General features: G+C 71.8%; 5 protein-coding genes. 3 read left to right on the top strand and 2 right to left on the bottom strand.

The annotated features are described in order from the left end of the window. Together VIM26_RS26185 and purE are read left to right on the top strand one after the other, a co-directional pair. The coding region (locus tag VIM26_RS26185; protein ID WP_331956268.1) for a 5-(carboxyamino)imidazole ribonucleotide synthase at window positions 1-1007 on the top strand (1007 nt) is incomplete at its 5' end. Between the two features lie 168 nt (window positions 1008-1175). Next, window positions 1176-1760, top strand: a complete 585-nt coding sequence (gene purE, locus VIM26_RS26190; RefSeq protein WP_331956269.1) for a 5-(carboxyamino)imidazole ribonucleotide mutase — start codon at window positions 1176-1178, stop codon at window positions 1758-1760. 188 nt (window positions 1761-1948) lie between these two features. On the opposite strand, the gene VIM26_RS26195 is transcribed toward purE, so the two are convergent. Further along, window positions 1949-2164 carry a helix-turn-helix transcriptional regulator gene (locus VIM26_RS26195; protein ID WP_331956271.1) on the bottom strand — a complete coding sequence of 72 codons (216 nt, stop codon included), beginning with the start codon at window positions 2162-2164 and terminating at the stop codon, window positions 1949-1951. A gap of 206 nt (window positions 2165-2370) precedes the next feature. Between VIM26_RS26195 and VIM26_RS26200 the strand changes: the two genes are divergently transcribed. Beyond that, window positions 2371-3579 (top strand): acyltransferase, encoded by a 1209-nt coding sequence (locus VIM26_RS26200; RefSeq protein ID WP_331956272.1) that lies wholly within the window; start codon window positions 2371-2373, stop codon window positions 3577-3579. 565 nt (window positions 3580-4144) lie between these two features. On the opposite strand, the gene VIM26_RS26205 is transcribed toward VIM26_RS26200, so the two are convergent. Further along, window positions 4145-5104: an LCP family protein gene (locus VIM26_RS26205; RefSeq protein ID WP_331956273.1), complete on the bottom strand. Its 960-nt coding sequence runs from the start codon at window positions 5102-5104 to the stop codon at window positions 4145-4147. Between the last annotated feature and the right edge of the window lie 124 nt (window positions 5105-5228).

Raw genomic sequence — 5228 nt, forward strand, 5'->3', positions numbered from 1 at the left:
CGCCGGGCCGCGGCGGTGACGGGCCCGCCGACGTGCTCACGTTCGAGCACGAGCACGTGCCGAACGAGCTGCTCGAGCTGTTGGTCGCCGAGGGGCATCCGGTACGCCCGGACGCCGCGGCGCTCGTGCATGCGCAGGACAAGATCGTGATGCGTCGCCGGCTCACCGAGCTCGGCGTGCCCTGCCCGCGCTGGGTCGAGCTCGACGACCTCGCCGCGCTCGAGTCGTTCCTCGCGCAGGTCGGCGGCACCGCCGTGGTGAAGACCGCGCGCGGCGGGTACGACGGCAAGGGGGTGCGCGTCGTGCACTCGGCCGAGGACGTCGCGGACTGGTTCGAGGCCTCGCAGGGGGTCGACGGCACGGGGATCCCGCTGCTGGCCGAGGAGAAGGTCCCGTTCAGCCGCGAGCTCGCGGTGCTGGTCGCGCGGCGCCCGTCGGGCCAGGTGCGCGCCTGGCCCGTGGTGGAGTCCGTGCAGCGCGACGGCGTGTGCGCCGAGGTGATCGCGCCCGCTCCCGGGCTGGCCCCGGAGGTCGCGCGGTCGGCGACGGCCCTCGCGGTCGCGATCGCGCAGGGGCTCGGCGTGACGGGTGTGCTCGCCGTCGAGCTCTTCGAGGTGCCCGCCGCGGACGGCGGTACTCCCACGGTGCTCGTCAACGAGCTCGCGATGCGCCCGCACAACTGCGGGCACTGGACCATCGAGGGGTCGGTGACCAGCCAGTTCGAGCAGCACCTGCGCGCGGTGCTCGACCTGCCGCTCGGGGAGACCACCGCCCGGCACCCGTGGGCCGTGATGGCCAACGTGCTCGGCAGCGCGCGCGGGGACCTCGTCGACGGCCTGGCCGCCGTCACCACCCTCGACGGCGGCGCCAAGGTCCAGTTGTACGGCAAGTCCGTGCGCCCCGGCCGCAAGCTCGGCCACGTGACCGTCGTCGGGGACGACCTGGCCGACGTGCGCGCCCGGGCGAGCGCAGCCGCCGCCGTCCTGAGCGGCGACGGGGACGAGTAGCGCTGGCCAGATTCCCCGCTCTGCCCTTAGCGCAAGTCCGACTTGTCAGACCCTGCGCGCCCTGCGGAGCGCGCATGATCTGACAGGCTTGAACCGAAGAGAAGTGTCAGACCTTGCGCGGGGTATACCGCGCGCTCGGTCTGACAACTCGTGAGCGAGGGAGTGGACATGAGTGCTGGGGATACCTGGGGCACGCGGGACTCGTCGGGCGCGCGTGCGTTGGTCGGGCTCGTGATGGGCTCCGACTCTGACTGGCCGGTGATGCGCGCCGCCGCCGACGCGCTGGCCGAGTTCGACATCCCCGTGGAGGTCGACGTCGTCTCCGCGCACCGCCAGCCCGACAAGATGATCGACTACGGCCGTACCGCCGCCGACCGGGGCCTGCGCGTGATCATCGCCGGCGCCGGCGGCGCCGCGCACCTGCCGGGCATGCTGGCGTCGGTCACGCCGCTGCCCGTGATCGGCGTCCCGGTGCCGCTCGCGAACCTCGACGGCCTCGACTCGCTGCTGTCGATCGTGCAGATGCCCGCCGGTGTCCCCGTCGCGACCGTCTCGGTCGCGGGCGCGCGCAACGCGGGCCTGCTCGCCGTGCGCATCCTCGCCTCCGGGGTCGACGACGACGCCGCGCGGCTCCGTGAAGCGATGCGGGCCTTCCAGGTGAGCCTCGGCGACGAGGCAACCGCGAAGGGTGAGCGCCTGCGCGCCCAGTACGGTTCGGGCAAGCGCGCCCAGCCCGCCGGTTTCAGCGTCTGACCCACGCGGCGAGTTCCTCGAGTTCGCCGGTCGGACGCGAGTTCGCCGGTCGCACGCGAGTTCGCCGGTCGCACGCAAGTCCGCCCGTCGGACGCGGGTTCGCCCGTCGGACGCGAGTTCGCCGGTCGAACGGCGAACTCGCACTCGGAACGGCGAACTCGAGGTCCCCGGGACGAGCCGGGGCGCGTTCAGCGTTCCGGCGGGGTCAGGGTCAGCAGGTCTCCGGGCTGGCAGCCGAGGGCGTCGCAGACCGCGATGAGCGTGGAGAACCGGATTGCGCGGGCGCGGTCGTTCTTGAGTACTGAGAGATTCGCCACGGTGACCCCGGCACGTCGTGCGAGCTCGGTAAGCGTCATGCCGCGCTCGACGAGCAGCCGGTCCAACCGACACGCGACACGCGGCACGATGCTTCCTCACAGGCGGCAGATCCGGCAGGCTGCGCACATCCACGACTCCTGCGCACATCCGATGTGCGCAGGCGTGACGCATGTGCGCAGTCTGCGGCAGGATATCGATTATCGATAGACTCCGCCCAGTAGACCGTATCGATGGTCGATACGTCAAGGGACCTACGCAGGGGCCGTCCGGGTTCGGCGCCTACCCTGGAGTGATGCCACTAGCGACTTCGACGACCTCTGCCATGCCGCCGGCTACCCCTCTCGACACCTCCGCAGCACCTCCGGGCGCGCTCGCGACGTCCGCCCCCAAGCGGCGCAGGCCCCGCCTGGGCGCGCTGGACGGCCTGCGATTCTTCGCCGCCGCGGGCGTGCTGATGTATCACTTCACGGTCCGCAACTCCCAGGCGTGGGGCCGCTCGCCGTCGGACGTGTTCCCGGGCCTGGCGAAGTTCTTCGTCTACGGCTCGCTGGGCCCCGAGCTCTTCCTGGTGATCAGCGGCTTCGTGATCCTGATGACCGCGTGGGACCGCAGCGTCGCCAACGTCGTCGCCTCGCGGATCGCCCGGCTGTTCCCTGCGTACTGGTCGGGCGTGCTGCTCACCGGTGCTCTGCTGCTGTGGATCTGGCCCGGCGGGAAGGACGTCACGCCCGGCCAGGTCGCGGTCAACCTCACGATGCTGCAGAGCATGTTCGATGTCGGGAACGTCGACGGCGTCTACTGGACCCTGTGGGCCGAGCTCCGGTTCTACGTGCTCATCATCGCGTTCGTCGCGATCGGGATCACCCGACGCCGCGTGCTGATCTTCGCGACGCTGTGGCCGGCCGCCGCGCTGGTGGCCGACGCCAGCGGTGTGGGCTGGCTCAGGCAGATCCTGGTCGCCGAGTACGCACCGCTGTTCGCGGCCGGGATGGTGCTGTTCGTCATCTACCGCGCGGGGCACACCCGCGTCGCGTGGTCGCTGGTGGCGGCGAACGTCGCCGCCGCGGTCTGGCTCGTGGTCCCCGACCAGCTCCTCAAGCAGGCCCGGAACACGGACCTCGTGCCGTCGCCCTGGATCTTCGGGGTACTCGTCGTGGCCGCTATCGCGGCGGTCGCGGTGGTGACCCTGACGCCGCTCGCGCGCGTCGACTGGCGCTGGCTCACCACGCTCGGCGCGCTCACCTACCCCCTGTACCTCCTGCACGAGCACTGGGGCTGGTGGGTGATCTCGCACCTGAACGGCTGGCTTCCGCCGTACCTGACGCTCGCGATCGCTGTCGCCTTCTCGCTCCTCCTCGCGATGACGATCCACTTCGGCGTGGAGCGGCAGGTCGGTCCGCCGCTGCGGGCCGCGATCCAGCACGGGCTCGAGCGTGGGAGCGACCGGATCATGGAGCTGGTGGGGCGCCCACCGGTCCGGGTGCCGGCGTCCGGTTCCTGACCTCGTAGTCACGGGTCGCCGATCGGCGGCGGCCCAGCCTCGCGATGGCGCCGAGCCCGCTGCCGCAAGCGCCCGCCCGGACGGCGCGCAGTGCGAGGCCGGAATGGGAAGGATTTGTGCGTGGGGCGCACCAAACCTTCCGAATCTTCGGAGCTCCTCGGCTCGTACCCGCGACGTCAGCCTCAGGGCCCGGTATAGACCGCGCTCCGGCTGACAACTCGGCGGGGGGGGGCTGAGCCGTACCCGTCGGTCGCCTTACGGAGCGAGCGGGACGGCTCGGGCGTCGGCGTCGTCGTCCGGGTGCGAGCGACCGCATCACGGAGTGGGTAGGCCGCCCACCGGCGGCGTCGGGCTCGACGGCGGGTCCGGGTGCCAGCGTCCCGTTCATGACGTCGTTGTCACGGGTCGCCGATCGGCGGGGTCCAGCCTCGGGATGGCGCCGAGTCTGCTGCCGCAAGCGAATTCCGCCCCGGACAGCGAGGCCGGATTGGGAAGGAATTGCGCGTCGGGCGCACTAAACCTTCCGAATCTTCGGAGCTCCTCGGCTCGCACCGAAGCGACCGGGTCAGGGAGTGGGTAGGCCGCCCACCGGTCCGGGTGTCAGCGTCCCGTTCATGACGTCCTTGAAGAACTTCGGCGCCTTGTCCGGGTCGAGCCGCACGGTGGAACCCACCCCGCCCGGCCGGTAGTCGGGATCGCTGATCGGCGGGGTGCCCTTGACTCCGCCCGGTCCGGTCGCATCGTGGAAGGCCAGCGCGAGGCGGCCCAGGCTGACGATGTTCGTGCCCTTGCTGACGGCGAGCGAGCCGAGGCCGGCGTTGGTGAGCTGAACCTGCTTGCCCGGGTGCAGCGCGAGGGATGGCTTGGCGACGGCGGCCGTGACGGCGGCGATGAGCTGCTGCTGGCGCTTGGCCCGCCCGATGTCGCCCGTCGGGTCGGAGTAGCGCATCCGCGTGAAGGCGAGCGCCGTGACGCCGTCGACCACCTTGCAGCCCGGCTTGGCCCAGACCAGGCCCGAGTTCTTGTCGTTCATCGGGAAGCTGAGCGCGGGGTCGTCGAGGCACAGGCGCACCCCGCCGATGGCGTCGACCACGTGCTCGACGCCGCCGAAGCCGATCTCGACGTAGTGGTCGATGTGGATGGTCGTCAGCTGCTCGACCGTCTTCACGAGGAGCGGCGCGCCGCCGATCGCGAACGACGCGTTCAGCTTGCCGTGGCCCTTGCCGGGGATGGCGACGTAGGTGTCGCGCGGCAGGCTGATCAGCGCCGGCGGTCCGTTCGCGGGCACGTGCAGCAGCATGATCGTGTCGGTGCGGGCGCCCTTGGTCGAGGTGTCCTGGATGATGCCGCCCGCACGCGAGTCCGAGCCGGCGATCAGGTACGTGACGCCCGGCGTGTTCGCCGCGGTCGACAGCGCGTCGACGTGGTCGATCTTGCCGTTCGCCCAGATCAGCAGGCCGATCGGCCACGCGAGAAGCAGGACGATCACGAAGGCGACCAGGGCGCCCGCACGCCGTCGGCGCACGCCTCGACTGGAGGGCGGCCGCCCGGGCTTCGGCGCGCTCGGCGGGCGTTGCCTCGGTGGCGCGGGCGGGGCTGCCGGCCCAGCGCCGGTGCGGCGGGGCGCGACCGGCGGCGCGGCGCCGGCG

Origin of the sequence: Pengzhenrongella sp. (genome assembly GCF_036565025.1) — a bacterium.
In the GTDB taxonomy this organism is placed as follows: Bacteria; Actinomycetota; Actinomycetes; order Actinomycetales; family Cellulomonadaceae; genus Pengzhenrongella.

Coding starts and splice junctions, on each gene's coding strand:
- VIM26_RS26200 (WP_331956272.1), top strand. CDS start 2,371: ATGCCACTAGCGACTTCGACGACCTCTGCCATGCCGCCGGCTACCCCT.
- purE (WP_331956269.1), top strand. CDS start 1,176: ATGAGTGCTGGGGATACCTGGGGCACGCGGGACTCGTCGGGCGCGCGT.